General features: G+C 31.2%; 21 protein-coding genes. 16 read left to right on the forward strand and 5 right to left on the reverse strand.

The window, feature by feature from the left end; all coding sequences use genetic code 11:
* Window positions 1-56 precede the first annotated feature (56 nt).
* From N508_RS10485 to N508_RS10515, 7 genes are all read left to right on the forward strand, one after another.
* A complete protein-coding gene (locus N508_RS10485; protein WP_143815590.1) occupies window positions 57-785 on the forward strand; it encodes an IS3 family transposase in 729 nt (242 codons plus the stop codon).
* Window positions 786-912: 127 nt separating this feature from the next.
* Window positions 913-1,368: a methylglyoxal synthase gene (locus N508_RS10490; protein ID WP_023276654.1), complete on the forward strand. Its 456-nt coding sequence runs from the start codon at window positions 913-915 to the stop codon at window positions 1,366-1,368.
* A gap of 81 nt (window positions 1,369-1,449) precedes the next feature.
* Window positions 1,450-1,878 carry a hypothetical protein gene (locus N508_RS10495; RefSeq protein ID WP_023276655.1) on the forward strand — a complete coding sequence of 143 codons (429 nt, stop codon included), beginning with the start codon at window positions 1,450-1,452 and terminating at the stop codon, window positions 1,876-1,878.
* Window positions 1,879-1,988: 110 nt separating this feature from the next.
* Window positions 1,989-3,074 (forward strand): LptF/LptG family permease, encoded by a 1,086-nt coding sequence (locus tag N508_RS10500; protein ID WP_023276656.1) that lies wholly within the window; start codon window positions 1,989-1,991, stop codon window positions 3,072-3,074.
* 76 nt (window positions 3,075-3,150) lie between these two features.
* Entirely contained in the window at window positions 3,151-4,086 is a 936-nt protein-coding gene (locus tag N508_RS10505) for a lysylphosphatidylglycerol synthase transmembrane domain-containing protein (protein ID WP_023276657.1), read from the forward strand.
* On the forward strand, window positions 4,076-5,281 hold the full coding sequence (locus tag N508_RS10510) for a glycosyltransferase family 9 protein (RefSeq protein ID WP_023276658.1): 1,206 nt from the start codon (window positions 4,076-4,078) through the stop codon (window positions 5,279-5,281). The genes N508_RS10505 and N508_RS10510 overlap by 11 nt, the downstream gene beginning before the upstream one ends.
* Window positions 5,274-6,695: an ArnT family glycosyltransferase gene (locus tag N508_RS10515; protein WP_023276659.1), complete on the forward strand. Its 1,422-nt coding sequence runs from the start codon at window positions 5,274-5,276 to the stop codon at window positions 6,693-6,695. The genes N508_RS10510 and N508_RS10515 overlap by 8 nt, the downstream gene beginning before the upstream one ends.
* A gap of 1 nt (window position 6,696) precedes the next feature.
* Here N508_RS10515 and N508_RS10520 read toward each other — a convergent pair whose 3' ends face one another.
* From N508_RS10520 to N508_RS10540, 5 genes are all read right to left on the reverse strand, one after another.
* Entirely contained in the window at window positions 6,697-8,385 is a 1,689-nt protein-coding gene (locus N508_RS10520) for a ComEC/Rec2 family competence protein (protein ID WP_023276660.1), read from the reverse strand.
* A gap of 329 nt (window positions 8,386-8,714) precedes the next feature.
* Window positions 8,715-9,866, reverse strand: a complete 1,152-nt coding sequence (locus N508_RS10525; protein WP_023276661.1) for a DUF2974 domain-containing protein — start codon at window positions 9,864-9,866, stop codon at window positions 8,715-8,717.
* Window positions 9,867-9,956: 90 nt separating this feature from the next.
* On the reverse strand, window positions 9,957-10,757 hold the full coding sequence (locus N508_RS10530) for a MetQ/NlpA family ABC transporter substrate-binding protein (RefSeq protein WP_023276662.1): 801 nt from the start codon (window positions 10,755-10,757) through the stop codon (window positions 9,957-9,959).
* A gap of 22 nt (window positions 10,758-10,779) precedes the next feature.
* Entirely contained in the window at window positions 10,780-11,451 is a 672-nt protein-coding gene (locus N508_RS10535; RefSeq protein ID WP_023276663.1) for a methionine ABC transporter permease, read from the reverse strand.
* 2 nt (window positions 11,452-11,453) lie between these two features.
* Window positions 11,454-12,194, reverse strand: a complete 741-nt coding sequence (locus N508_RS10540; protein WP_023276664.1) for a methionine ABC transporter ATP-binding protein — start codon at window positions 12,192-12,194, stop codon at window positions 11,454-11,456.
* Between the two features lie 428 nt (window positions 12,195-12,622).
* Between N508_RS10540 and modA the strand changes: the two genes are divergently transcribed.
* The 9 genes from modA (at window position 12,623) to N508_RS10585 (ending at window position 25,994) form a co-directional block, all read left to right on the forward strand.
* A complete protein-coding gene (modA, locus tag N508_RS10545; protein WP_023276665.1) occupies window positions 12,623-13,378 on the forward strand; it encodes a molybdate ABC transporter substrate-binding protein in 756 nt (251 codons plus the stop codon).
* Window positions 13,379-13,398: 20 nt separating this feature from the next.
* Window positions 13,399-14,112 (forward strand): molybdate ABC transporter permease subunit, encoded by a 714-nt coding sequence (modB, locus tag N508_RS10550; RefSeq protein ID WP_023276666.1) that lies wholly within the window; start codon window positions 13,399-13,401, stop codon window positions 14,110-14,112.
* Entirely contained in the window at window positions 14,112-15,197 is a 1,086-nt protein-coding gene (gene modC, locus N508_RS10555; RefSeq protein WP_023276667.1) for a molybdenum ABC transporter ATP-binding protein, read from the forward strand. The genes modB and modC overlap by 1 nt, the downstream gene beginning before the upstream one ends.
* Window positions 15,198-15,905: 708 nt before the next feature.
* Window positions 15,906-18,215 (forward strand): ATP-binding protein, encoded by a 2,310-nt coding sequence (locus N508_RS10560; protein ID WP_023276668.1) that lies wholly within the window; start codon window positions 15,906-15,908, stop codon window positions 18,213-18,215.
* A 19-nt stretch (window positions 18,216-18,234) separates the two neighbouring features.
* Window positions 18,235-19,320: a 3,4-dihydroxy-2-butanone-4-phosphate synthase gene (ribB, locus tag N508_RS10565; protein WP_023276669.1), complete on the forward strand. Its 1,086-nt coding sequence runs from the start codon at window positions 18,235-18,237 to the stop codon at window positions 19,318-19,320.
* An 84-nt stretch (window positions 19,321-19,404) separates the two neighbouring features.
* Window positions 19,405-19,587 (forward strand): hypothetical protein, encoded by a 183-nt coding sequence (locus N508_RS10570; protein ID WP_023276670.1) that lies wholly within the window; start codon window positions 19,405-19,407, stop codon window positions 19,585-19,587.
* A gap of 132 nt (window positions 19,588-19,719) precedes the next feature.
* A complete protein-coding gene (locus N508_RS10575) occupies window positions 19,720-21,720 on the forward strand; it encodes a flagellar hook-length control protein FliK (protein WP_023276671.1) in 2,001 nt (666 codons plus the stop codon).
* 15 nt (window positions 21,721-21,735) lie between these two features.
* The gene (locus N508_RS10580) at window positions 21,736-22,515 is read left to right on the forward strand and encodes a flagellar hook assembly protein FlgD (protein ID WP_023276672.1); all 780 of its coding nucleotides are present in this window, start codon (window positions 21,736-21,738) and stop codon (window positions 22,513-22,515) included.
* A gap of 86 nt (window positions 22,516-22,601) precedes the next feature.
* Window positions 22,602-25,994, forward strand: coding sequence for a flagellar hook-basal body complex protein (locus N508_RS10585; RefSeq protein ID WP_023276673.1), 3,393 nt, complete (start codon window positions 22,602-22,604; stop codon window positions 25,992-25,994).
* Window positions 25,995-26,455: the final 461 nt, after the last annotated feature.

The following is a 26,455-nucleotide window of genomic DNA, read 5'->3' on the forward strand; positions in this document are numbered from 1 at the left end:
TTAGCAAGTAATATGAAACGAAGCACATACTATTATAATATTAAAATGCTTATAAAATAGATAAATATGCATCAGCGAAGACAGCAATATTAGAGATATATGAAAAGTCTAATAAGACTTACGGCTATCCAAGAATATCAAAGGCATTAGAGAAACTGGGTTATACTTATGACAGGAAGACCGTGTATAAATTGATGAAAGAACTAAAAATATCATCAATAATCAGAATTAAAAGGAGGTATAAAAGAGGTAAACTAAGCTGTATATGTGAGAATAAATTAAATAGAGAATTTACAAGTGATAGACCATGTTTAAAATGGGTAACAGATGTAACAGAGATAAAAATAAATAATGAGAAGTTGAACTTATCAGTCATAATGGATTTATATAACAGAGAAGTCAAAGCATACAGCATAAGTAAATATAATAATGAAGATATGGTAATTGATAGTTTAAAGCAGGCAATATGTAAGACACAAGATTTAACAGGTTTAATGATACATTCAGACCAGGGTATATTATATCAGGCTAATCAATTTAGAAAGTTATTAAAGGAAAATAATATAGAGCAGAGTATGTCAAGGCGTGGCAACTGCTATGATAATGCTGTTATGGAAAGTTTCTTTGCTACTTTAAAATGTGAATTTGTTTATATAAACAAATTTGAAAATACTGAACAGTTTAAATATGAACTTGAAAAATATATTGATTTCTATAATAATTACAGAATCAAAGCCAATGGACTTACTCCATTACAGGATAATAAATTTATTAAGGTGGCTTAGTTCAAAATTTTCGGGTAAGTTCATTCATATACCTTAAATTATCAAAAAAATAGTTGTTGTATTAAATTAAAAACAGGTATATAATCATTTATTTAAAATAATATATCTATAAGGAGTTATTTAAGGTATGAAAAAAATCAAATCTATTGGTCTTGTAGCTCATGATGCAAGAAAAAGAGATATGGTGGAATGGGTAGAATTTAACTACAAAAGATTAATGCCACATAAATTAATATGTACAGGCACAACTGGCCGTTTAGTAGAAGAAGTATTTTTACGCAGAGAGCCAGATAAAGCATCTGATATTATTAAGTTAAAATCAGGTCCACTTGGCGGCGACCAGCAAATGGGCTCTTTAATAGCAAGTGGGCATGTAGATATTTTAATATTTTTTATAGACCCTATGACTACTCAGCCACATGATGTGGATATTAAAGCATTAGAGCGTTTATGTTCAGTGTATAATGTAGTAATCGCATGCACTCGTTCAACTGCAGATTTTGTTATATCTTCTCACCTTTTTGAAGAAGATTATGAGCCTGTAACTATTGATTATACAAACTACCTTACTCGTAATGTATAATTTTTTCAGCTTTATTTGTAACTATTCATATATTAATGCGTCTTATGCTTTATAGGATATAGGTATTATAAGGAGTTACAAATGAAGCACATATCTTTTTTACTATTACTTTTCAGTATTTTTCTTGCAGGTGTAAATTTTGCAATGGCAGATGATTTTTATTACAGTGGTTCGCCATCATATAATCCATACAATGGTTATACAGTTATGAGCCTGCCACCACCACCTCCAATGAGCTCTGTGCCTTTTTATGTTAGAGATGATTATGATGATTATATAGAAGATTATTATAAATGTATATTAGGTTATGAGTATAAAGGTCTAACTTGCAGATATTGGAGAAATTATGCAGAAAAAAATGGTTTTTATCAAAAAACTACACCAATTCAGGGCAGTAATACTCAAAATAATATGCAGAATAATAGTAATACTAAACCAAATAATAATCAAAATACTCAGCAAACTGACAGTGTTAAGAATGTGCCTGAGCCATATACCCCTCAGCATTAAGTTTTATAGCTGCTGAAAATCAAATTGTTTCAGCAGCTTTTTTAATTGAATTATTTTTATTTTTATAGTATAAGTCCTTGTAGTTTTATCAAAAATATTCAGGGTTATTTGTGAGTAAATTCAGCTTGTATTTATTAAAATTATTTTTGAAAAATTTAGCTGTTGTATCTTTATTTGTTATGATACTTCTGTGGCTTTCTTCTGCTTATGGAAACCTTAATATATTAGACGGATATGACTATTCTGCTGTTGATTTTATTGTGGTAGGGATATACAGTACGATTTTGGGAATTAATCCTATTATACCGATAATTATTTCTGTAAGTATTATTGTTACAATGATAATACTCATGCGTAGTAATGAGCTGCTTGCATATATGGTTATAGGCGGCTCTCTTGCAAGGCTTTCTATTCCCCTTGTTTTAATAGGTGTAGTTATAAGCTCTTTTATGTTGTTTATGGACTATAAGGCTGTTCCAGAAGTACGTGAAGTCCGTGAAAATATGTTAAAAACTATGCGTGATATGCCTGTATCAAATAATGCCAGTGGCTTTTATGATACATGGTTTTTAGATAAAAATCAGGTTATTACCCATATATCTCTTGTTTCTATATCAGAAAAAACTATCTATGGTGTTGATGAATATATATTAGATAAAAATGGCAGAATATCTAATATTAATAAAACAGAAAAACTTGTAAAAGAAGATGATAAGTGGGTTGCATATAATACTCAGCAGATGAGTATATTAAGCAATCCGCCTGAAATTAAACATATTGATAGAAATGTATTAAATGATGATTCGTGGGACAGGCTTATATCTATATCTACCAGTGATATTCGTGCATATACACCTACTGAGTTATATACATTAATACAGCTTTTCAGAGAAAAGGGTATAAATACTGATACATTAGAGCTTAATTTATACTATAAATTTGCCTATGCAGTTTCTGTTATAGTTTTGATTATTTTGCTTTATCCTATATCTATTAATTTTTCAAGAAATTATTCTATTGTAAAAAATGCGTCTCTTACATTTTCAATTTCACTTGTATTTATATTAGTGCAGCACAGCAGCCGCTCACTTGGTTCAAGTGGGATTATACCCCCAATTGCTGCAACATTTGGACCTATTATCATATTTTTATGTATTGGAATATTTCTAATATATTATAGAAGTCTTGCAAAATAAAATATGAAAACTAGAAAACTCTTTTACTTATCAATAAAATATGGTATATAATTTTGGTAATTAAATGGAGGAATAAATGGGGCAAAAGTTAAAGTTTGCAGTTCGTCTTTTAGTTAGTATTTTTTTGCTTGGTATTTTAATATATATTGCAGGTCCTGCACAAATATATAAGGAATTAATAAACAGCAGACTAGATTATAATTTTGCAGGCTTCATTTTAATATTAACAGGCACTTTTGTTGCTGTATACCGCTGGTATATAATTATGAATGAGCTTGATTTTCCTAAAACTCCATTTTTATTTTATTTTAAAAGTTATTTCAGGGGTATATTTTTTAATCAGCTGCTGCCTTCATCTATTGGCGGCGATGCTGTTAAAGTAATAGATACAGCAAAACAGTTAGGATGTAAAAAACGGGAAGCATTTGTTGGTGTATTAATAGACAGAGGGCTTGGTATTGCAGGTATTTTCCTTTTAAACCTTATTTTTAACAATATGGCACAAGGTTTTCTGCCAAAATCAAGCTATTATATATTAAATATAATATCTTTTTCTGGGACAGCAGGTTTTATTGTTTTTATGTTTTTGCATAAAATAGAATATTTAAACAGATTTAAATTTTATCAAGTTATAAGTATTCCATCAAAAGCACTATGGACTGTTATGGCTGGTTTTAAAAAAACTTTTTTGCAGGTAATCTTGTCATTATCTATACATATATTTACTTTTGCAGGTGTATATATGATAGCAAGGGCTTTTGGGGTGGATTTGCCGCTCTATGCTTTTATGGTAATAATGCCGCCTGTAATACTGCTTACAATTATCCCTATTTCGCTTGCAGGCTGGGGTGTTAGAGAAGTCAGTATGGTAAGCCTTTTAAGTTATTCTGGTATTGCTCAGGAAACTGCTTTATCTATATCTATTATTTTTGGATTTACTTATGTAATACAAGGTCTTCTTGGATTATATTTTTTTATAAACAGTAAAAAGGAGATAAATAATGAAAGTTGATACAATGAGATTTGTAGATAAATATTTTGGAGTGCCACTTTGTTTGATTGGCACTGCCATTTTTAAGATTTTTGGACGACCTAAAAAAAATGTTAAGCCTAAAAATATACTTTTTATAGAGCTTTCAGAAATGGGTAGTGCAATACTTGTAGACCCTGCTATGCAGAAAGCAAAAAAGGCTTTTGATGCAGACTTATTTTTCTTAATATTTAAAAAAAATAAACCATCATTACAGCTTTTAAATACGGTAGATGATAAAAATATTTTTACAATCAATGCAGATGGTATCATTTCTCTTATTAAAGATACATGGAAGTTTTTATTTTGGGCGAGAAAAAGAAAAATAGATACTTGTATAGATTTAGAATTATTTTCACGATATTCTGGTCTTTTAGCAGGTTTTGCAGGTGCAGATAACATAGTTGCATTTAATAATTTTCATGGGGAAGGTCTTTATAAAGGCAATATGGTTACTCATAAAGTCATGTATAACAGCCATATACATATATCCAAAAATTTTATAGCTATGGTTAATGCTCTTATGTCTGATAAAAAAGAACTGCCTTATTCTAAAACGAAAATATATGACAGTGAAATAGTGCTTAGAAAAGCAGAAATAAGCGAAGAATTGAAAGAAAAGGTAGCCGCAAAGATACAAAGGATTATACCAGAATATAATGGGGGGGGGAATAAACTTATTTTAATAAACCCTAATGCAAGCGAGCTTTTGCCACAAAGAAGGTGGGACAAGAATAAATATAAAGATTTAATAAATAGAATATTAGAAGAATATAAAGATGTGTATGTATTAATTACTGGTGCTCCTAATGAGAAAAAGGAAGCAGAACAGCTTGCGCATCAGTGCGGGGATAGATGTTTCAGCTTTGCTGGTGCTGTAAAATTTTCAGAATTAATTGGTTTGTATGAATTATCTAAAATTATGATAACAAATGATTCAGGTCCTGCACATTTTGCGGCAGTTACAAGTATGCCAACAATAGTTATATTTGGTCCAGAAACACCAGCATTATACAGCTCCCTTGGTAAAACAAGACCAGTATATGCTAACCTTGCATGCTCTCCGTGTGTTAGTGCTGCAAACCACAGAAAAACTCCATGTAAAGATAATGTATGCCTGCAAATGATTACAGTTGATGAAGTATTTAATGTATTTAAGGAAGAATATAATGGATAAGTCAGTAGTTAAGCTAAATCAGCGGACAATATTAGCGATTTTAATAGTTTTCAGTATTTTACAGGCACTTTATAATGCTCTTTTGCCTATTTATCTTGATGAAGCATATTACTGGGTATGGGCAATGCGTCCAGAATTCAGCTATTATGACCATCCTGGTATGGTTGCCTGGATGATTTATCCATTTACATTTATAGCAAATAATGAGTTTACTATTCGCTTATCTACTGTAATTGCAATGTCTGTTACAGTATGGTATCTCGTGAAAGTCAGTTTAGAAGCATTTCAGAATGATGAAGAAAAAAATACTGCATGGTATGTATTTTTTATTTTTATTGCAAATCCTGCAGTGCATATGGGTTATGTTTTTATTACACCAGATTCACCGCTTATGATGTTCTGGGCAGCTGGTCTTTACTATACATTTATGGCATTAAAATATGGCAAAACTAAGGATTTTATTATATCAGGTTTTCTTGTGGGAGCTATGATGCTTAGTAAGTATGCAGGTATTTTATTTCCTGCTGCTGTATTTTTATATATATTAATATGCAGGCGTGATGTATTAAAAGATTACAGACTTTGGGTTTCGCTTATTATTGCAATACTCTGCCTTTTTCCTATTTTTTACTGGAATTATCAGTATGACTGGATAAGTATAAAGTTTCAGTATGAGCATGGCACAAGTTCTGGTTTTTCATTTGCAGGCTGGGATTTTATTCTTTTTATATTAGGTAGTTTATTTGTTATACCTACACCTGTTTTTGGCTATGTATTTTTAAAATATTTATGGCTTAAAGATTATCTTCATAATAAAGAAGTGTTGTTTTTTATCTTTTTAGCTCTAGTTCCAATGCTTTTCTTTTTTTATAAAGGTTTTTTTAAGAAAATGGAGCTTAACTGGATTATTCCTGCATTTATTTCAAGTATTATATTAATAGGTTATGCTGTTGCAAAGTATAATATGAAAAAAACATTTAAATATGGTATTATTTTTTCATTAGTTTTAGTTGTTATATTAAAACTTGCACCTGTGCTGCCTTTTCCAGCACATTTAAATATTGCTGAAAGGCTTATAGGATATAAAGAAGCTGTAATTCAGTTTGAAAAATATATTAAAGATGATGATTTAATATTCAGCAACCATTTAACTACTGCATCAATGCTTACTTTTTATCTGCCAGAGCATCCATTAACTCATATTAATGTTCCGTCAAGATTTAGTCAGTATACTATATGGGATGAAACTGATGGGATATTTAATTATGATAAAGAAGGGGTATATTTTGGCAAAGATGATGCATATAATTTTTTAAAAGAAAAATACAGCTCTGTCATACCTTTGGAAGTGATAAAAGTAACTCCATATAATGCTTTTGAAAAAACATTTTATGTATACAGATGTATTCCTTAAATTATTTTACATAAAATGAGCCATATTTACTTATTTCTATAATAGATTTATCACTTATATTATTTTTCCAGATAATATGAGTGATATTATCATGAATATCATTATTTTTTATAGAATTAGAACGAGTATGGTAAAAATAGCTGCATTTTTTATTATATTCATTTAAGCACAGGTTAGTAAAGTTGTCTTTTCCTATATTTTTTATTTTTATATAGTTATTTTTGCCACCAAAAACAGTAATAGAGCCATAATCAAATACTTTTACACCATATTTTGCAGCTGTTGGCATAAAATTATAACGAAATCCAGCTTCACTTCCTTGATAAAATATTTCTTTTTTATTATTTGAAAAAACAATAAACCCTTTATCTTGTGGAGAAATTTCAGGAAAGATATATTTAGGTGGCTTTTCTGCAGGATAGAAAATAATTAAAAGGCTTAAAAGTGATAGTATTTTTTTTCTGCCAGTCATAAACAAAGTCCAAACAGTAAAGAATATAGTAAAAGCCATTATATAAAACGGAATTGTTTTAAAAATAAAGCTGAAATATGTTATTTTAGCAATAAAATATACCATATTATTTGATATATTTTCTATTATTAAAAGTGGGGCGGCTGCTGTATTTGGAGCAATTAAAGCAAAAATTGCAAAAAGAATATGCAGATATATAACTGGCGAAACAATCATTGTGGATAATATACTTAAATGGTTAGTTGTGCCAAAAACATACATAGAAAGGGGAGCTGTAATTAATGTGGCAGCAGTTCCTGTAATAATTGCAGTTTTAATAATACCATATCCAGATTTCATCATATAAATAATGCCAAAAACTGCACCAAAAGACATTAAAAATGATATATTATTAATAGATGCAGGTGATACAAGTAAAAATAATCCTGCAATAAATAAAATAAATTTTTTAGAATTAACCTTTAAATCAAAAACATAAGCCATCATAATAATTGCTGCAAAAATAGAAGCACGGATAACTGTAATATTAAAGCCGCCCAGCATAATTAAAAATAATGCACCGAATGATGCAGCGATAAAGCGTATTTTTAAAGGCAGGAAAAAAAGCACAGATAAAAAGATAGCTGTAACTATTGCTACATGGCTTCCACTCATAGAAAGCAGGTGAAAAAGTCCTGATATAGTGTAAGCATCTTTTAAATTATCACTGATAAATTTTTTATCGCCTAAAATTAATGCTTGTGCAACAGTGATTTTCCCGCCAGAAGAATAAAATAAGTAGTTTGACATATCACTTCTAAACTGAAGTATTTTAGAGATAACAGGTGCTTGAAAAACAGAAAGTTTGCCGTCATATATATATACTGGCTTAAAAAATGGTTTTGATTTTTCTTTATCTATATAAAAATTGCCAAATAAAATATTACCGGGGAATATTTTAATATTTTTATTAATGTAACATTTACCACTTCCAAACTGAACTGAATTAATTTTTTCATATTCTACTGTATCTACAACTATAAAGTAAGAATTGATAGTTAAATGTATTACTATAAAAACTAATGCAAAAAATAAATTGTAAGGTTTATTTATTGTAAAAATAACAGCTGATAAGCCAGTTATTATAAAAAGTATTTTAGAAAATGGATACAGCAGTGCAGAAATAACAGCAAGTATTAAAAATATATAAGTTTTTGGTATCTTTTTTATTTTTTCCATATTTTATTATATAAAAGAATAAAAAATATTAAAAGTAATAATTTTGGCGAATTATATTGTCTCTTTAATTTATATAATATAAAAATGAGAAAACAACAGTAAATGGCAGTTAACTTACTCAAAAATACAACTTGTCATCCTTAGCTTGTTTCCGTGTCATATATATAATTAAGATTTTTCGCCTTAAAATCAGGCTCAAAATGACTGGTAGTGTGAAAACTGTGGACTTACTTAAAAAACTTATACTAATACACATAATGAATATAGCAGGAGAGTGCAAAGCAAATAAGGTCATACTGAGCTTTATTTATAAGCGATGTATCTGTATTTTATTTAAATCCTGCCACAATAGCATTTTTTGCACTTTTTATAAGCATAGAAAATGCAGTAGAAAGTATTTCTTTTGATTTATCATCAAGCTGGTTTATTTTCTTTCCTATTTTTACAGCATTTGCAAAAATGTTTTCTGCCATTTCTGAAAAAGATTTTGCCTTTGATGCCCCTATTACTTCCCATAGTAAATCAATAAACTGCTCTCTTTGCTCTATTGTCATATCATTAAGCCACTGCCTGAGAGTAGTATCTATTAATTGAGAGCTTGATGTTGTGCCTTCCATTTTTACAAAATCAGGTCCAAGCACTTCCCATGAATAAGGGTCATGCTGCATAATAAGTGTTTCGTTGCTTTTTATAACTATATACTCTTCTTCATGTTCTAAAAGCATACCTATAATAGAAGTCTGTGGAACAATAGTATCTATTTTATCCTGCATAGCATTATATTCTTTTGTTTTAAGTCTGCTTGATTTAAAACCCGGTCCGTCATTATTATATACTTTTATAATTCTATCCTGCACACTTTTATCAATATATAGTGAGGAATAAACTGCCAGATTGCCGCCTTTTGAATGTCCGCCTATATGCAAAGGCATATTTATCAGGGAAGAAACTGTTTCAAGATATTTTAATGCTTCAACCTGTGCAGGCACTTTATCCATAAAGCTCATATTAAAATCTTCTTTCCAGCCAACAAGGCTTGTATCTGTTCCGCGGTAGGCAATATAGGCAGTATTGTCTTCCATAATAATAGTTATAGCAGCAAACTGAGTTTCTATATTTTCATCATATTTATCAACATAATACATTAGCTTCATATTACCAAATCGTTTTGAATTAGCAAGTTTTACAGCCATTTCAATATCTTTTGATATTTTCACATGATGATTTTCGTCTGTTTGTATATTCATATCAGCAACTGCATCATGTATTGTAATATATTTTTTTTCTGATGAATTATCCTGTGTAAATAAGCCTGTAAATTTATTTGATATAGATGGTTTTGTATAGGAAAGTTCTGGCACAATATTTTTGAATGTAAGGTATACAAGGTTTGAAAGTATTAAGTTATCAACATTGTTGAAAGGTGCCTGCACTACATTTAAATCTCCCCGCCATAAAATATAATCTTCAATATTTGCCATAAGTGTATCTCTCTTATAATCTTTATATAAAAAAGTAAATATTATATTGATTACTGCCTTATAGTTTATTTTTATAAGGCAGCATATTTATTAATTTAAAGGAATTACTACACCATTATAAGTATCTTGAATATACTGTTTTACAGGTTCGCTTTTTAATATTTCAATAATTTTTTGTATTTGCGGATTATTTAAATCTTGTTCTCTGACTGCAACAATATTGCCAAAAGTAGAAGCAGAATGAGATGAGTTTGATTCGCCTACGATTACTTTATCAAGGACACCTGCACCAAGAGCATAGTTGCCGTTAATAACTGCAAAATCTAAATCAGGCAGGCTTACAGGCAGTTGAGCAGCTTCCATTGCTTTAATAATTATGTTTTTAGGGTTATCAATAATATCAAGTTCTGTTGCTTCAAAGCCTTTATTTTTATTGATTTTTAATATACCAAGGTCATCAAGCAGTAATAATGCTCTTGCTCCATTTGTAGGGTCATTTGGTATGCCAATAATTGCACCATTTTTTATATCTTCAATATTTGAGCTTTTTCCTGCATATATACCTAATGGTTCAAAATGGATTTTGCCAGCAGAAACAAGGTGATTTTTTAACTTATTTTTTTTGTTAAAATCTATTAAATATGGTTCATGCTGCATATAGTTTGCCTGAATATCGTTACTGTCTAATGCAGTATTTGGGATAATGTAATCACTCATTTCCAAAACTTTTACTTTTATACCAGCTTTTTCAAAATAAGGCTGAGCAAAATAAAGTATTTCAGCATGTGGTGTAGGTGAAGCACCTATAATTATTTCATTTGCTGATTGTTTTTTACATCCAGCAGTTACAGCAAGTGCTGCAAATGATAAAATTAACAATATTTTTTTCATTATTAATTCTCCTTACAATTTATTAATTTCTATTTCTTTTATCAGCTTTAAAAGCCCAGATATTGCATAACAACTGGATAAGCACAACAAGTATAATAAGCAGAATAACTGTGCTGTATCGCATTGATTCAATATATCTTTGGTAGCCATAAGTAATGGCAATATTTCCAAGACCGCCTGCACCAATTATACCAGTAATTGCAGTGTAGCTTAATATTGTAATAGAGCTTATGGAAAGCCCTCTGATTAAAGATGGCTTGCTTTCTACAAGCATTACTTTTGTAATAATCTGGAAATTTGAAGCACCCATACATTTTGCTGCTTCAACAAGCCCTCTGTCTACTTCTTCTATACTTTGTTCTACAATTCTTGCAACAAATGGAGTAGCTGCAATAATTAGTGGGATATTTGCAGCATTTGGTCCAATAGATGTGCCAGCTATAAGCCTTGTAAAAGGCACAATAAAAACCATAAGTATAACAAAAGGGACACTTCTTAATATATTTACAACCCAGCCTGCTGCATAGTTAAAGGTAGGAGATGAAGCTATTCCGCCTTTTTTAGTAATAGAAAGAGCAACACCAAGTGGAACCCCTAAAAGATAAGAAAAGAAAGTGGATACCACAGTCATATATATAGTTTCCCATGTAGCTTTTATCAGTAAAGCTCCATACTGGTCAATAAATGCTTCCATAATTATATATCCTCCATACCTAAAAGCATTTTAGTTACATCATGGGAAGGATTTGTAAATACATCTTTTGTAAGCCCCATTTCTACAAATCTTCCTTCATTAATAACAGCAACTTTATTGCATATTGCTTTTACCGCAGACATTTCATGAGTGATAATGATAATGGTAGTATTAAGGCGTTTATTAATTTCTTTTAAAAGGTTAAGCACCTGTTTTGTAGTAAGAGCATCTAATGCACTTGTTGGCTCATCACATAATAATGCTTCTGGGTTTGTAGCAAGGGCTCTGGCAATAGCCACTCTCTGCCTTTGCCCCCCTGAAAGCTGAGTTGGATAAAAATCTGCTTTATCATCAATGTTTACAAGTATTAAAAGTTCCTGCACTCTTTTTTTGATTTGACTTTTTTCCATTCCAGCTATTTCCATAGGAAAAGCAACATTTTTTGCAACAGTTTCCTGCATTAAAAGATTATAGTGCTGGAATACTACCCCCATTTTTCTTCTGGCTTTTCTAAGTTCCTGATGGTTCAGCGTAAGTATATCGTTGCCATCAATAAATATACTGCCGCTGTCAGGTCTTTCTAAAAGTGTAATGCACCTAAGCAGTGTAGATTTACCTGCTCCGCTCATGCCAATAATGCCAAAAATATCCCCATCATACATTTCTATATTAATATCATTAAGAGCAGTTACTTTGCCGTTTTTACCATTAAATCTTTTTGATAGGTTATCAATTTTAATCATCTTTTTGCTAAACAGCTCCAAATTAAGAAATAATTATTTACTATATATATTCTTGCCTATACAGTCAATAAAAAAATTTGCGGGCAAATTTTACTAATCATTTTGCCATATATATTTTATTTCATGAACTGTTTCTCTTTTCTCATTATTTTTGTTGGAAATATTATCTTTATAAAAAATCATTTGATAAAAATTTTAAACTGCTTTAAAAATTTACCCTCTGCATAAATTGGATGCTGGCAGAGGGTTAAAGCAAAAATTGGAGTTAAATATTGGGAAACTAACTTTAATATCGTTATATATTAAAATATATATAGTGTCAATAAGAAAATGAAAAAATAATTAATATATTAAAAAAACAATAGTTTCTATTGACTTTACAGTTAGTAAGTGATATATATTAAAAAATATTACGAAAGGAGATAATTATGAAAAAGTTATTCATTTTTTTAGTTTCATTGCTTATAATAATACCTGCTGTTTCATTTGCAGCAGATAAAGTTATAGTTTTTGCAGCATCATCTACTACTAATATGATAGATGAAGTTTTAGCTGTTTATAATAAAAAAGGCGGCAATGCTTATGGAAGCTATGCTGCTTCTGGTGCATTAGCTAAGCAGATACAGTCTGGTGCTCCAGCAGGCATTTTTATATCAGCAAATAAAGAGTGGATGGATAAGCTTGAAAAAGAAGGTTCAGTAGATGAAAGCAGCCGCAAAAATCTTTTTGGCAATAAACTTGTTTTGATAACTAATAAAAAAAATAATATAAAAGTTGATTTCAGCAAAAAAGTAGATTTTACATCTATTTTACAAAATGAAAAACTGGTTATAGGTGCTCCAGAAAGTGTGCCTGCAGGGCAGTATGCAAAACAGTCTTTTACAAAATTAGGATATTGGGATAGTCTGCAAAAAAATATTGTAACAGCAGCAAATGTTAGAGATGCACTTGCTTTTGTTTCCCGTGGAGAAGCATTATTAGGTGTTGTTTTTGGAACAGATGCAGCTGCTGATAAAAATGTTACAGTAGTGGCAGAGTTTCCAGAAAATACTCATAATGATATAAGCTATCCTGTTGCAGTAATAAAAGATAACAGCAATCAGGAAGTGAAAAAACTTTATAACTTTTTAATAAGTGATGAAGCAAAAAAAATCTATGAAAAATATGGATTTAAAGTTTATTAAAATATAATATTAAGTGCAGAATGTTAGAGATTTTTACTTTAAGCCAAGCAGAGCTATCTGCTGTAAAATTAAGTATTCTTGTTGGGTTTTGGTCAGTTGCAGCAAGCCTGCCATTTGGTATATTTTTTGGCTGGCTTTTAGCACGGTATGATTTTTTAGGCAAATCTATACTTGACGGGTTTCTGCATCTGCCCCTTGTTGTGCCGCCAGTTGTAACAGGCTATATTCTTTTAATACTTTTTGGCAGAAAAAATGGTGTGTTTGGCCCATGGCTTTATGATATATTTGGAATTTCTTTTGCTTTTAACTGGAAAGGTGCAGCTCTTGCCAGTGCTGTTGTATCATTTCCTTTAATGGTGCGTGCTGTAAGGCTTTCTATTGAATCTATTGATACAGGACTTGAGCAGGCAGCTAAAACACTAGGGGCAGGGTATATGAAAATATTTTTTACTATTACATTTCCCCTTGCATTACCCGGTATTATATCTGGTATAGTGCTTGCTTTTGCACGCAGTCTTGGAGAGTTTGGAGCAACTGTTACATTTGTTGGAAATACACAAGGAGCAACACAGACACTTCCACTTGCACTTTCAGCTGTTTTGCAGGTGCCTGATAGTGAATTTTATGCTGCCCGCCTTGCAGTAATTTCATTAGTTATAGCTTTCAGCTCATTGATAATTTCTGAATATTTTGCTTGCAGGGCAAAAAAATATAAGCAGTCTGGCAGGATATAATGTTTAAAATAGATGTAGAGAAACAGCTTGGAAATATTTTAATAAAATGCAGCTTTGAGATAGCTAAACCATGTATAACAGCAATATGCGGTTGTTCTGGGGCAGGCAAAACAAGTATTATTAATATGGCAGCAGGCTTAATTACTCCAGATAAAGGCATTATTTCATATAATGGCAGAGAGTTTTATAATTCAGAAAAAAAAATAAATATACCTGCAAATAAAAGGTTTACAGGCTGTGTTTTTCAAGAATCAAGGCTTTTTCCAAATATGAAAGTTAAGAAAAATCTGCTTTATGGTATGATGAGAAAAAGTCCGTCTTCTTTAAACTGTAATTTAGATGATGTATGTTCTCTTCTTGGTATTTCTCATCTGCTTGAAAGATACCCGCAGAATTTATCAGGCGGTGAAAAACAGCGTGTAGCAATAGGCAGAGCACTTCTTTCAAACCCTGAAATACTTTTAATGGATGAACCACTTGCATCTCTTGATGAAATAAGGCGGTCTGAATTAATTTCATACATAAATCTTATTCAAAAGCATTATAAACTGCCTGTATTATATGTTACTCATTCTGTAGATGAAATACTGCAGCTTGCTGATATGGCTTTATATATGGAGCAGGGTGTATCAAAATATTTTGGCAGTGTAGTAGATGTATTAAACAATGCTGCAATAAAAGCAAACCGTCATAACAGTTTTAATACTATATTTGAAGGTGAAGTAGAAAAATATGATGAAGAAAGCAGCACTGCATTAATCAAGTTTGGCGGCGGATATGTGGAATCATCATGTGAAAAGGTGGAAAATGGCAGGAAAATAAGATTTTCAGTAAATATTCATGATGTAGTTTTAAGCATTAAGCAGCCAGAAGGCATAAGTATCCGTAATATATACAAAGGTAAAGTTATAGAGATAGTAAAACAGCCTAATAATTTTTATGATATTTTAATAGATATTGGTGATAAAATATGGGCAAGAATATCAAAAGGTGCATATAGCGAGCTTGATATTATAGAAGAAAGTATAATTTTTGTAATGATTAAAAGTGCCGCTATTTCAGATACTTTAAAATTAGTTCATTAAAATGGTGTTTATTAATTTTATATTGGACTTATCAAAATAAATTTATATTAAAAAATTCATCCGTGAATTTTTTAAAACACGCTCTGCCGAAGCAGGTTCGGCTATCGCTCACTAAAGACGGCTCGTCCTGAGCCTGCTTCCCTGTCATACTGAGCCTGCAAGGCGAAGTATCTAAAAAGCTGGATAGTTTAAATATATTATGCACTGCTTAAATATATATAATTTAGATTTTTCACCTGTAAAATTGGGCTCAAAATGAACTTAATAAGTTTATATTAAAAAATACATCCTTGTATTTTTTAAAACACGCTCTGCCGAAACAAGTTCGGCTATCGCTCACTAAAGACGGCTCGTCCTGAGCCTGCTTCCCTGTCATACTGAGCCTGCAAGGCGAAGTATCTAAAAAGCTGGATAGTTTAAATATATTATGCACTGCTTAAATATATATAATTTAGATTTTTCACCTGTAAAATTGGGCTCAAAATGAACTTAATAAGTTTATATTAAAAAATTCATCCGTGAATTTTTTGAAACACACTCTGCCGAAGCAGGTTAGGCTATCGCTTACTAAAGATGGCTCGTCCTGAGCCTATGAACTTACACAAAAAAATATACAAAGTAAAATTTACCTGCTTTTTTAGGGTATTATTTTATTTGTATGTAAAATTTCTTATTAACAATCTTATAAATATATGTTAAAATAGACATATGAAAAAAATATTTATTAGCGAAGTAATTAAGTATGCATTGATTATCAGCATAAGTGTTATTGCATTAGTATGGGCGTCTCTTTCTCGTTTAACTATGGCGACCCTTGAACGCACACTTGAGAGTTATCTTCAAAGCAGTATAAATATTATTGATTATGATAAATCTCAGCATAATATGATGTTAAATGAATATAAATCATCTACATTAGTAACAGCGTCAGATATTGCTCTTTTAATAAAAGCTGATAACTCTTATTTAACAAATCAAGCCAAACTTAATGAACTCCGCAGAACATTAAAATTAGATGAAATCTTGGTTACTGATGTTAATATGCAGATAGTGGCATTATCATCTTCTAATGCAGCTATACAGTCAAGCTGTGTCCATTTTAATGATTTTGTTTCAGGGATACATCAAAATAATTTTCAAAAATATACAGAGCCTTCTTTTTGCGATAGATATAAAGAGTTTATGCAATATACAGGTGTTTCAAGACTTGATAAAAATGGTATTATAATAACAGGAAGAAAAAGTTCTAATATAAGCAGTATTAATAAATCATCTATAATGGATAATTTATCATCTATATATTCTATATATAAAAATGGTTTTATTGTGGTTATAGATAAAAATTTGCATACAATTATCAGTTATAAGGATAATAAATTTTTAGGAATAAATATTGCTGATTTAGGTTTAAATATTGACGCTCTGCGTTCATCAATGGATGTATCAAAAGTAATGCTTGAAGGATATGATGCTTTTGCACTGTTAAGAGACAGTGGTGATTATTCATTTATCGCTGTTGCATTTAAAAAAGATGTATATTCTAGTGTATATGTATATTTATTTATAATTATTATATCTATTGCTTTAATGGTAATTTTTATGCAGTTATTTATGCTGCAGGTTGTAAATCAGCATATTATCAGTGGAATATCATATATTATATGCTGCTTAGACTCCATAACAAAAGATAATCTTGATACTAAGGTTGAATTGAATACATGTGATGAGTTTTCAATTCTTTCAGACAGTATTAATTCTATGGTAAGTCGTTTACGCAATCTTCTTTTATCTGAAAAACAGCTTGTGCAGGAAAAAGCATATCTTGCTGCTGTAAAAGGTGATTTTTTAGCTATGATGAGCCATGAAATAAGGACACCTTTAAATGTTATTATTGGTATGGCACAGATTGGTATGCGTTCTAATTTTGATGATAATAAAAAAAGAGATACTTTTGCTGATATTAATATGGCATCTACTCACTTATTAGGGCTTTTAAATGACATATTAGATATATCAAAAATTGATGCTGGAAAATTAGTATTGTCAAATTATCCATTTTCCATAGAAGAAGATATTACTTATTTGCAGCTTTTAATATCAGCAAAAGCTCGTGAGCAGGAATTATCACTGCTTGTAGAAACAGATGGTATTGAAAATGTTATTGTTAATGGCGATAAATTAAGGCTTAATCAAGTATTACTAAATCTGTTATCTAATGCTATGAAGTTTACAGAAAAAAACAAACAGATTACATTATCAGTAAAAGTGCTTAATAAAACAGATGAAAATATTTCTATTCGCTTTATGGTAGTAGATGAAGGGATAGGAATGAGCAGGGAAAAACTTGATAAAATATTTAATCCTTTTGAGCAGGCAGATACAAGTATTACAAGAAGTTTTGGTGGAACTGGTTTAGGGCTTAGTATTTCTAAAAGTATAGTAGAATTAATGGGTGGAAAAATTAATGTAGAAAGTAAACTTGGTCAGGGCAGCCGTTTTTGGTTTGATGTTACTTTTGATTATGGTGTATTAGATAATGCAGACAGCAGTGAAACTTCTTTATTAGAAGAAGGCTCGCTTTCTCAATACAGAGCGTTAATAGTTGATGATGCATTACTAAATAGAAAAATACTTTATACATTTTTAGAAAAAACAGGTATAAAAATGGAGGAAGCTGCAAGTGGTGAAGAAGCTATTGAAAAATATATGGATTCACCAGTGGGCTTCTATAACATAATATTTATGGATATTCATATGCCTAATATGAATGGCTATGAAACTGCTGAAAAAATAAGGCGTTCTAATAAAATGGACGCTTTAACAGTCCCTATTATAGCTGTTACTGCTGATGCTTTTAAAGAAACAGAAGAAAGAGTTTTATTGTGTGGTATGAATGGGTTTATTTTCAAACCACTAAATTTTGCAAAACTTAGCGATGTTGTGAAAAAAGTATTAGGCAATCAGTTAAATACAAATGAAAGAATAATGGTATGGAATAAAATTAATAATCTTGATTAAGGGTTTGGAGTATTGTTTAATGGAAAGAGTTAGAGTTTCAGCAGAAACTGCTGTTCAAATTATAAAAAATGGTGGTATGCTTATACTTACTGATGATGAAACAAGAGAAAATGAAGGTGATTTAGTTGTAGCTTCAGAGTTTATTACAGCTGAGCACATTAATTTTATGGCAAAATACGGCAAAGGTTTAATTTGTGTAAGCCTGCCAGCAGAAAGATGTGATGAACTGCAGCTTTCAGCTATGGTGCAGGAAAATACATGTAAGTTTGGCACAGCATTTACTGTTTCTGTGGAAGCAAGGGAAGGGGTAACAACGGGTATTTCTGCCTATGACAGAGCAGTTACTATTAAAACATTGATTAATCCTAATGCTACATTTAGAGATATAGTAACACCCGGTCATATGTTCCCACTAAGAGCAAAAAAAGGCGGCGTTCTTGTCCGTGCTGGTCAGACAGAAGGTTCTTATGATTTAGCAAGAATGGCAGGACTTTATCCAAGTGGTGTAATTTGTGAAATTATGGATGATGATGGTTCTATGGCAAGAATGCCTAGACTTGTAGAATTTGCAAAAGAGCATAATATTAAAATTGTTACTGTGGCAGATTTAATTAAATACAGGCTTGAGCATGAGCCTATTGTTCAGGAAATAGAAACAGCACTTATGCCTTCAGCTTATGGCAGTTTTAGTATTAAAGGTTTTTTAAATACAAGTGATGAAAAAGAAGCTGTTGCCATAATTAAAGGCGATATTTCAGGCGATGAGCCTGTATATGTGAGAGTTCATTCTCAATGTTTGACAGGTGATATTTTTGCGTCATCAGTATGCGGCTGCGGCACAAAACTTCATAATGCACTTCATATAATAGAGCAAAAAGGCAGGGGTGTAGTGCTTTATATTTATAAAGATACATCAAAAACTGGTTTTTTAAGCTCACCAGAGGGAATGTTAAGCCCCCATAGTCCTAATGAAACAAATGCAGAAGGGTTTGGTTTTGGTGCTATGTGTTTAAGAATGTTAGGGCTTAAGAAAATTAAATTATTAGGAAGCAGCCCAAAAACATTAAATCTTCTTGCCAGTTATGGATTAGAAATAGTTGAATAATTTTTAGTGTAAATTTTACTTTTCTTTTTATTTTTTCAAATTTTGGCTTGATATTTGCTTGTATTGCAGTGTGGAGGTTTGATTATGATGAATTTCAACACTGTAAACAAAGCAAATACTGCCCAGTCTTTATTGCCATCTTTTTCAGAAACTACTGATATATCAGGAAAATCTTTCCAATCTATTTTTAAAACTGTGAAAGATAATTCTTATGATAATTCTTTAAATCCATACAGCAGAAAAGATAATAATTACCAATCATATTAGGAAAATAATTCTTATTCTGATACAAAAAAACACAGCAGCAAAGTATCAGAAAGCAAATACAGCAGGGATAATAATGACTATAACAGCAGAGATGATAAAAGATATAGTCAGGATAAAGAAAATTATGAAGCAGTGGAAAGAGCTGTATATAGAGATGACAGTCCGTCAAGCAAAAACATAAAAGATACAAATACAATTCAAGAGCAGAATATATTTGAAAGAAAAGATTTTAAAGCTGTGCAGAATAGTCAGGCAGAAACAGGCAGTAATAAAGGTATTGTTTATAATCAGGAAATTGTATCAAACCAAGATATGCAGTTAGAAGCTAATCAGGAAGATACTATATCTTTTAAAGATATTTTAGCACTGCTTCAAACAACAGTGAAAAATAATACTGGTGAAGAATCAGCAAATGAGGAATCAGCAGCACAGGAAAATATTAATTTATTAACAGATACAAATACAGATACCAATATTAATACTGATATTAATAATAATATTAATATTAATACCAATACTAATACTAATACTAATACTAATACTAATACTAATACTAATGATGATACATTATTGCAGAATATTAATACAGCAGTATCTGAGCTGAATATTCCTGATGATTTAAAAATAAAGTTTCATAATTTTATTTCATTACTTAAAAATATAGAGCAGCCTGATTTACAGGGATTTGTAGAATATATTGGTGCATTATCTGAAGATATAAATATATCAGATATTAATGTGGAAAATATTTCACTTGAAGAAATTTCTGAAAAAATATTAGGTGTAGAAACAGACAGCGGTTCATTAGAAAAAGCATATACAGCATTGCAGGAAAAAATTTCAGAGTTTACAAATCTGCCAAAAGAAAGTTATGTAGATATAGTTGAAACAGAAAAAACTGAAATTAAAGATATAATTACTTCTTTAACAAATGATAAACCAGAAAATACAGAAATTATTAATAACCTTTCTGCTTTAATAGATGAGGCTGTAAAAGAAACTGCTTTACCATCAAATAATGAAAAATTAGAGCTTGCTAAAAATATTATTACGGTAGTTAAAGCTGCTGCAGAAAATATTTTATCTCAGCCTGATACTGTATCATCTGATAATATATTAGAAAATACTTCTGCAGAAAAAGAAGCAGTAGTTATAGATAATGAAATTTCTGGTGATTATGTAAAACAAACAGCACAGTTAGATGAAGATAATACTTTATTTAAACAGTCGTCTGATAAAAAAATATTACAGGATACTGCAAAAGATACATTTAAAGATGTTGTTACAGAAAATATGCAGGATAGTGCAAAAGAAAGTGCAAAAAAAATTGTCAAAGAAACACTTAAAGATGTTGTGAAAGAAATTATGAAAGATACTATTAAAGATACAGCTAAACAGGCAGATACTATTTCAGTAAAAGATGTGCAGAAGGAATTTAAAACAGCTAATGTGGAAGTTACTGAAAGTTTAAGAGGTGAACATAATGCAAAAGCTGAAATAAAAGCACAAACTGTTAATTTGGCAGAAACAGATAAAAATTTACAAAATAATTTAAACCAGAAAGAAATGATGATGGTTAAAAATAATGCAGAGGAAAATTTTTCTACATCTCAAAATGATAAGGGAAATAATTTCAATTATTTTCTAAAATCATCAGCTGAAGTGCAGTCAAAATACGATACAGCTCAAAGCAAAGAAACTCAAGCTCCATATAATATGAAAGAGCCACGAGATATTGAAAGGCTTGTCCGCACAATGCAGTCATCAGTTAGTAAAGGTCAGTCAAAATTAACTGTTGTATTAACACCTGAAAATTTAGGCAGAATGCAGATACAGTTAAGTGAAAGCGGCGGTAAGATTACTGCAAAATTTTTATCAGATAATGAGAGCAGCCATAAATTAATAATGGCTCAAAGTGATTTGTTAAAAAACCAGTTATCAGAAAAAGGTATTGTAGTTGATAATATGGAGTTTGCATTTAATGATGCTATGAGTAAGCAGCAAAATAATGATGAGCATGGCAGGAAAACTTCTAAACAAAACCAGAAAGGCAAAAATTTTAGAAATCAGGAAGATAATTTAGAAGTTGGCACAGAAGTTGCTAATAATAAACCAACAGGCATATATGCCTAAGATAAGAGGAAAAAAATGCAACCACATTTATTCGGGCAAATGGAGCCAACAACAATTAATCAGCAGAAGAACAAAACAGATAAGGGTGTAGGTAAATCTGAGCTTGACCAACAGGATTTTTTAAAACTGCTTGTTACTCAGTTGCAGAATCAAGACCCTTTAAACCCAACTGACCAAGCTGAATTTATGAGTCAAACAACAGCATTTTCTCAATTAAATGAGATGACAAGTATGAATTCAAGTTTAGAAAAAATGCTTGAGTTGTTAAGTATGCAGGCTTATAACAACAGTTCACTAACAGCTGGTGCTGGTTTTATTGGTAAAGAAATTGAATATCAAACTAATACTGTAACAGTTGGTGGCGACAGCTTGAAAAATATTTCTTTCTATCTTGATGGTGACGCATTATCAGAAAAAACTCAAATCAATATTTATAATGAAGAGGGTGCATGTGTTGCTATTGTAAAACCAGATAAAAACTTAACATCAGGACAGAATACTATCCACTGGGACGGAAAAGGTGTTGGTGGTGTTGAAGTTCCAGACGGCACTTATTACTTTGAAGTGGAAGCTTTTAATTCAGCTGGTGAAAAAGTGGCTGTTCAGGAATACGGCACAGGTGTTGTTAAAGGTGTTAAAATGTCAAATGGAGTGCTTTACTTTGATATTGGTGAGGGTGTTGTATCTAGTGAATATGTTTACTCTGTTAGGGAGCCGGGTTCTTCTGGTGAAAATAATAATGATTCATCAAATGGTGACTCTGCTGGCAGTGATAAAGATAAGAAAACAAATTAATTAAAAAAATAAATAATAAAGTTAAGTATACAGATAAGTTTGAATGGAGCGTCAAATTTATCTGTCAGGCATTCGGAGGTGCTTTTATGTTAAGGTCAATGTATAATGCAGTAAGTGGATTGGATGGAAATCAAAAAGCTATGGATGTTTTAGGTAACAACATTGCAAATGTAAATACAATAGGTTTCAAAATGGGTCGTGCTGTATTTCAGGACTTGATGAGCCAAACATTAATTGGAGGTAAAACTCCAACTGATTCAAGAGGTGGTATCAACCCTCGTCAAGTTGGTAATGGTGTTTATTTAGCAGCAGTAGATAATATATTTACTTCTGGTGTGTTAAAATCTACTAACAGCACAACAGATTTAGCAATTCAGGGAGCTGGTTTTTTTGTAGTCCGTGGTGAAGGTGTAAATGAAAACTTTTATACAAGAGCTGGTGACTTTAACTTTGATAATACTAATACATTAACAACCCCATCAGGTTACAGGGTTCAAGGGTGGATGTCTAACCCAGATACTGGTGAATTAAACAAGCAGGTGGGTGTGGGTGATATTGTTTTAGGGACAAATTATCAGGTGATGAAACCAAAAGCATCAACAAAAATTAATATGTCAGGTGCATTAGATACTACTGCAACAGCTTCAACAGTAACTTATGGCAAACTTTTAACTCAAGCTTCTGCTAAACAGGATATTAATACAATGCTTAGTTCTGGTGGTGCTGCTATGGATTTAGCAGATGGGGAAAAAGTAAGAATTTCTGCAAATCCATCTCTTTATACTCCAATGAGCCAGTTATCTGATAAAAATGGCACATCGTTAGGAGTTAGTGAACTTAATGGTAATGTTACTTTTAGAATTAATGGTTCATCTTATTCTTTAAACTATAATTCTCTTGGTGGCGGCTCTTTAAATGATGGTAAATATACTACAATTGAGGATTTTCTGCAGGAAGTAAACAATATTTTTATGCAGGCAACAAAAGAACATGTTGATACAGCTACTAACACAGCAGGAACTCCAATTGCAACAATGACTTTTAAAGATGGTAAATTTGCTATTGAGGCAAACTATGGTCATCAGTTTGAAATTAATGGCATCAGCGGTTCATCTAAATTAGCCGCACTTCTTTCTCCACTTGCGACTACATATAATGCAGGTAAAACAGAATATTCTTCTGAATTAACTTATCAAAAAGAAGTAACATATAAAGAAGATTTTACTTCTGTTGAACAGTTAACAGATAGAATTACAAACTCTATCAATGGTGGAGTTGTGCCAGGTGGTTTCAGTGCTGAATTTTTGGAAAATGATTTTGGCTTAGAAGAAGGTGAAGGAATATCATTTAATGATATTACAGTTTATGACCCTGTAACAAATTCTGCAATAGCAACTTTACAAATAGGGCCTTTTACATATACTGAAACTGTAAATCCTACTATTAGAAACCAATTCCATACTATTCAGGAATTAGGCAGATTAATAACAGATGAAGTTAATAATGCATTGCAAAATTCTGGTGTTGCTAATCTTACTACAAAAGTATCTTTTGGACTTGATGGCAACAGATTAAGCTTTTCAGTAACAGGTGCAAGTCATTCAATATCATTTGGGGAAAGCACTCTGCATCAGGCGATAGGCAGCACTGCTCAGCCTAACACATATTTAAAAATGATTTTTGACAACTCATTAAATACTTATGGTGCAAATAATGTTGTTACACCTAAACAGTTAAATGATGCAGTGTCTACTGTTGATATTGAAGCAATAGCTGGTAAAGGCAGAATAGTTTATAATTTTGAAGATACAGATGACAATACACTTGTTGATATGTCTACAAATAAACTTCACATGCAGAATAAAGAAAATCTTATATTCAGAATTCAAGGTATGACAAACCCTATTATTTTAGAATACAATACAGCTGGAACTGCTGTTACTCCTCCTGCAACTGCATCGTTTTCAAGTTCTGCAACACTAGCAACAGCATTACAAACTGCAATTAATGCTGCAGGTGGTAATTTTATAGGTGCAACTGTTGCATATAATCAAGCAACTAATGAGTTTACAGTAACCGCTGCAGCTGGTCAAACTATAGCTTTTACAAGAATAGAAACTACTGCTAAAACTCCATTTTTACAGGAAATGTTATCAAATGGTTTAGTAGGGCAGACTATTTCAGACCAAGGTTATACTATAGATGGTGAATCAAATATTGTAGATAATATTACAGGTCTTGATATTACAAAAGCAAATAAAGGTGAAATCTTTAATGAAAATATGTTTGAAGGAAATGTTACTGGCACATTGGGTATAGGTAAATCATTTACTTCTAAACAGTTTTTAACAACTGCTGATGAAACAACATTGATGATGAACCTTTTTGATGAAAATGGTAACTATATGAACTTTGTAGAAAACCAATCTACACTGGAAATTAAAGGAAGTATCAATAATGAGCAAATTACTAATAATGGCTATTTTTCAATAGGTGCTACAAGTTCACTTGCAGATTATATGCTTGCTATTGAAAAATTTGTAGATTTAAATGGCGGCCATAATACTTTTGATAATGTTACAATAGAAAATGGAGTTATCAAAGTAGTTGGAGAAAAGGGTAAAAGAAATAATCTTGATTATTTAACTATTACTGCAACAGGCGGTTCTGAAACATCTAATATGATTTTTAATAACACTATGCAGGGCACAGCAACTGCAGCAACTGGCGGTATAGCTTATAGAACTATGGAAATATATGATGAACAGGGCAATAAGCATAATATTAATTTTACATACAGCTTATGGAATGAAGAATTAAATGAATGGAGAATGGAAATAGAGACAGACGACCCATTAAATGATGTTGCAATTAATGGAGCAAGCCAAAATGAACTTATTATAAGGTTTAATGCTGATGGAACTTTAAGCCATATGTATGACAGATTTACTACTCCATCAAAAGTAATATCCAACCCTACACTTAGGTTCTCTGCTGCAAATGGGACAAATATTATTGACCCAATAGCCTTAAACTTAGGAACAGCAGGTGAAAATGATGGATTATCAATAGCTGCAAATGGTGGAGGCATTACAAGAGCATCAACAGATGGTTATACTGTTGGCGACCTTGAAAATAGAATGTTTAACCCTGCAGGTGAGATTATCGGAACATATACAAATGGTCAGACACGAGTATTAGGTCAAATTGCTCTGGCAACTTTCGTAAACGAAAGAGGTTTGGAAAAAGTGGGTGATACTATGTTTCAGGCAACAGGTGCATCTGGTCAAGCAACAATAGGCGAGCCTATCACAGGTGACAGAGGTGAAATTGCAGCATCTATGCTTGAAAATTCAAATGTTGATTTATCAACAGAACTTGTAAATATGATAACAACTCAAAGAGCATATCAATCAAACTCTAAAGTTATCTCTACCTCCGATGAGATGATTCAAGAGTTACTTAACATGAAGCGTTAAGATAGATAGTTGATTAAAATATTTCCTTAGGATAAGCCATTCGCTCCGGCTGGTCCTAGGGGATTTCAAAGCATTTTCCGCAAAAGAGAAACAACTCAGTGTCGGGCTTTGATTCGCATATGAAATGCTGGGGTGTGAGTGTATACGCGCATGTACTTCACCCCCTCATTTCTATTTCATAATTTCATTTATAATCCAGTGGTTTCATTTTTATATTGAACTTTTTTGGGTAAGTTCATTTTATAATATCTATAAAACCATTCCCTTATGTCATATTAAGCCATAAGGCGAAATATCTAAAATGGTAATATTATAAAATTTTTGCAAATATAAATAATTAATATTCTAGATTATTTGCTATGCTCATAATAGGCAATGGGTTGTATGGATTTATGGTAAAATTTTTTATAACCGTTTTATATTTTTCATTCATATTACATATTAAAAAAGAAATTATAATA

The sequence above is a fragment of the Mucispirillum schaedleri ASF457 genome (genome assembly GCF_000487995.2).
Classification (GTDB): Bacteria; Chrysiogenota; Deferribacteres; order Deferribacterales; family Mucispirillaceae; genus Mucispirillum; species Mucispirillum schaedleri.

Bases quoted from the DNA above. Each gene is read 5' to 3' on its own strand.
- N508_RS10490 (WP_023276654.1), top strand. From the start codon at position 913: ATGAAAAAAATCAAATCTATTGGTCTTGTAGCTCATGATGCAAGAAAA.
- N508_RS10585 (WP_023276673.1), top strand. From the start codon at position 22,602: ATGTTAAGGTCAATGTATAATGCAGTAAGTGGATTGGATGGAAATCAA.
- N508_RS10560 (WP_023276668.1), top strand. From the start codon at position 15,906: ATGAAAAAAATATTTATTAGCGAAGTAATTAAGTATGCATTGATTATC.
- N508_RS10570 (WP_023276670.1), top strand. From the start codon at position 19,405: ATGATGAATTTCAACACTGTAAACAAAGCAAATACTGCCCAGTCTTTA.
- N508_RS10515 (WP_023276659.1), top strand. From the start codon at position 5,274: ATGGATAAGTCAGTAGTTAAGCTAAATCAGCGGACAATATTAGCGATT.
- N508_RS10510 (WP_023276658.1), top strand. From the start codon at position 4,076: ATGAAAGTTGATACAATGAGATTTGTAGATAAATATTTTGGAGTGCCA.
- N508_RS10540 (WP_023276664.1), bottom strand. From the start codon at position 12,194: ATGATTAAAATTGATAACCTATCAAAAAGATTTAATGGTAAAAACGGC.
- N508_RS10520 (WP_023276660.1), bottom strand. From the start codon at position 8,385: ATGGAAAAAATAAAAAAGATACCAAAAACTTATATATTTTTAATACTT.
- modA (WP_023276665.1), top strand. From the start codon at position 12,623: ATGAAAAAGTTATTCATTTTTTTAGTTTCATTGCTTATAATAATACCT.
- ribB (WP_023276669.1), top strand. From the start codon at position 18,235: ATGGAAAGAGTTAGAGTTTCAGCAGAAACTGCTGTTCAAATTATAAAA.
- N508_RS10505 (WP_023276657.1), top strand. From the start codon at position 3,151: ATGGGGCAAAAGTTAAAGTTTGCAGTTCGTCTTTTAGTTAGTATTTTT.
- N508_RS10525 (WP_023276661.1), bottom strand. From the start codon at position 9,866: ATGGCAAATATTGAAGATTATATTTTATGGCGGGGAGATTTAAATGTA.
- modC (WP_023276667.1), top strand. From the start codon at position 14,112: ATGTTTAAAATAGATGTAGAGAAACAGCTTGGAAATATTTTAATAAAA.
- N508_RS10535 (WP_023276663.1), bottom strand. From the start codon at position 11,451: ATGGAAGCATTTATTGACCAGTATGGAGCTTTACTGATAAAAGCTACA.
- N508_RS10495 (WP_023276655.1), top strand. From the start codon at position 1,450: ATGAAGCACATATCTTTTTTACTATTACTTTTCAGTATTTTTCTTGCA.
- N508_RS10530 (WP_023276662.1), bottom strand. From the start codon at position 10,757: ATGAAAAAAATATTGTTAATTTTATCATTTGCAGCACTTGCTGTAACT.
- modB (WP_023276666.1), top strand. From the start codon at position 13,399: ATGTTAGAGATTTTTACTTTAAGCCAAGCAGAGCTATCTGCTGTAAAA.
- N508_RS10580 (WP_023276672.1), top strand. From the start codon at position 21,736: ATGCAACCACATTTATTCGGGCAAATGGAGCCAACAACAATTAATCAG.